The organism is Aquifex sp. (assembly GCF_056494385.1).
This window is the reverse complement of sequence record NZ_JBSLZM010000091.1, coordinates 1-2,343: the sequence shown is the minus strand read 5'-3', so window position 1 is coordinate 2,343 and position 2,343 is coordinate 1. Positions and strand designations below refer to the sequence as shown.

Annotated in this window: 2 protein-coding genes; both read right to left on the bottom strand. The window is 43.7% G+C overall.

Going from position 1 to position 2,343, the window contains the following annotated elements:
- Positions 1-65: 65 nt before the first annotated feature.
- Positions 66-1,457: a bifunctional UDP-N-acetylglucosamine diphosphorylase/glucosamine-1-phosphate N-acetyltransferase GlmU gene (gene glmU, locus ACWB1W_RS07020; RefSeq protein ID WP_479370665.1), complete on the bottom strand. Its 1,392-nt coding sequence runs from the start codon at positions 1,455-1,457 to the stop codon at positions 66-68.
- A gap of 13 nt (positions 1,458-1,470) precedes the next feature.
- Positions 1,471-2,256 carry an acyl-ACP--UDP-N-acetylglucosamine O-acyltransferase gene (lpxA, locus tag ACWB1W_RS07015; RefSeq protein ID WP_479370666.1) on the bottom strand — a complete coding sequence of 262 codons (786 nt, stop codon included), beginning with the start codon at positions 2,254-2,256 and terminating at the stop codon, positions 1,471-1,473.
- Positions 2,257-2,343 lie beyond the last annotated feature (87 nt).

Genomic DNA, 2,343 nt, shown 5'->3' with positions numbered 1-2,343 from the left:
CTTTTCCCTATCCGTTCTCTCGTTAAACCACTCAAAGAATTTATTCATAACCCCTCAATTTAATTTTAGTCCGAGAGGAGCTTCTTTCCCCTATTGGGTATTATTTTAAGCTCCGGACGGGATACGGCCAGGGCTTCATCCGGAACAGCCTTATTAACAACACTTCCACCCGCTATAAATGCGTAGTTTCCTACCTTTATGGGAGCTATGAGGAGGGAGTTACTCCCTATAAATGCGTTTTTACCAATATAGCTTTCGTGCTTTTTCTTACCGTCGTAGTTTGCAAAAACTGTTCCCGCACCGACGTTTACTTTTTCTTCAAGGGTTGCATCACCTATATACGAGAGGTGTTTTGCCTTCGTTTTCTTCCCTATCTTACTTTTCTTAACTTCAACGAAGTTTCCTATTTCCGCCTCTTCATCTATCTCACTTTCGTTCCTTATCCTTGCAAAAGGACCTATTATCGCGTTGCTCTTTACGTGAGAATCTTCAATCACACTATACTCCTTAACAACTACGTTTTCCTCTATTGTGCTGTTCTTTATAACACTTCCTTGACCTATTATACTTCCCTTCTTTACCTTTGTTCTTCCTTTCAAAGCTACGTTTGGGAATATCTCAACGTCCCTTTCCAGGGATACGTCGGGTTCTATCCATACCGTTTCGGGGAAGTGTATAGTGACTCCTCGCTCGGACCAATACCTGGCTATCTTTAGCTTTATAACGTTTTCGGCAAGAGCGAGCTCCCATCTGGTATTCACCCCTAAAGCCTCGGTCGGTTCTTTAGCCATAAAGCTCCTTATCTCATAGCCTCTGGAGTTCATATACTCTATAACGTCCGTGAGGTATAGCTCTCCCGTCACAGGGCTGGGCTTTATATTGTAAAGTGCCTCAAGTAGATGGGAAGCGTAAAAGATGTAAGTTCCGGCGTTTATCTCGTTTATGGTCTTTTCCTCCGGGGTTGCGTCCTTTTCCTCAACTATCCTTATTATCCTGTCCGTTCCCTGTTCTTTTATAACTCTTCCGTAACCTGTCGGGTCAGCCATATAGGTTGTAAGAACAACACCGCTCAGTTTGACGCCTTCGTATGTCTGAACCATATGGATAAACTGCTGCATGTTTCTTATAGTTTCCCCGCTAACTAAGGGTGTATCACCGTTTATTACGAGAACGTATCCATCGTAAGAGCTAAAGAAATCCTTTGCAGAAAGGACCGCGTCTCCCGTTCCCCCCTTGGGGTTCTTCTGGATAAAAAACCTCAGGTTTTCACCTTTAAAGGTTTCCATAACTTCCCGGGCTTTGTGCCCTACTACAACGGCTATATCGTCTATTCCCCCGTTCTTTATGTTCGTTATTACATACCAGAGCATAGGCTTGCCGAGTATCTCGTGAAGAACTTTGGGTTTATCGCTCTTGAACCTTGTTCCTAATCCGGCGGCGAGTATTATAGCTTTCATTTAATACATGATATCAATCCTTATGGTGCCTTGCCACGCCCCTTCTTGTGCTCCTTATAAATTCAACCATCATTCTAACTTCCTTGTAGTTTCCGAGTTCTTCAAGAACAACCTTTATAGCTTCCTCTCTCGGTAGGGGACTCCTGAAGAGAACTCTGTAAGCTTTACTTATAGCTTTTATTACCTCTTCGGGAAAGTTCCTCCTTCTGAGACCTATGAGGTTCACACCGTAGAGCTTTGCATGCTGTCCCGAAGCTATCGTGAAGGGAGGAATATCAAGGGAAACACCCGTAAGTCCGCCTACCATTGCGTAAGCCCCCACCCTTGCCCACTGGTGAACCGCTGCGAGTCCTCCTATAAAAGCGTAATCCCCTACCTCAACGTGTCCTCCTAAGGTAGCACAGTTCGCCATTATTACACCTTTGCCGACGACACAGTCGTGGGCTACGTGGGAGTAAGCCATAAGCATAACGTCATCCTTTATAACCGTTTTTTCCTTATCTAACTTCGTCCCCCTGTGTATAGTTACATACTCCCTTATTATCACGTTGTTCCCTATCTCGACAGAAGTTTCTTCCCCTTCATACTTGAGGTGCTGAGGTTCTTCTCCTATCACAGCTCCGTCATAAATCTTGCAGTTTTCCCCTATGCTTACATTACCCTTTATCGTTACCCTGTTTCCTATTTTGGTTCCTTTACCTATTTTTACGTTGCCTTCGATAACGGTAAAGGCCCCTACCTCAACGTCTTCGGGTATTTCTACATCTCCGCTTATTATAGCTGTTTCGTGTATGCCCATTTTCTTACTCCTTAAGCCCATATTTTACATTTCGGGGGAAGGTATATAAAATGGATACTTCGTTATCTCTTTTAAAACCTTAAAGAA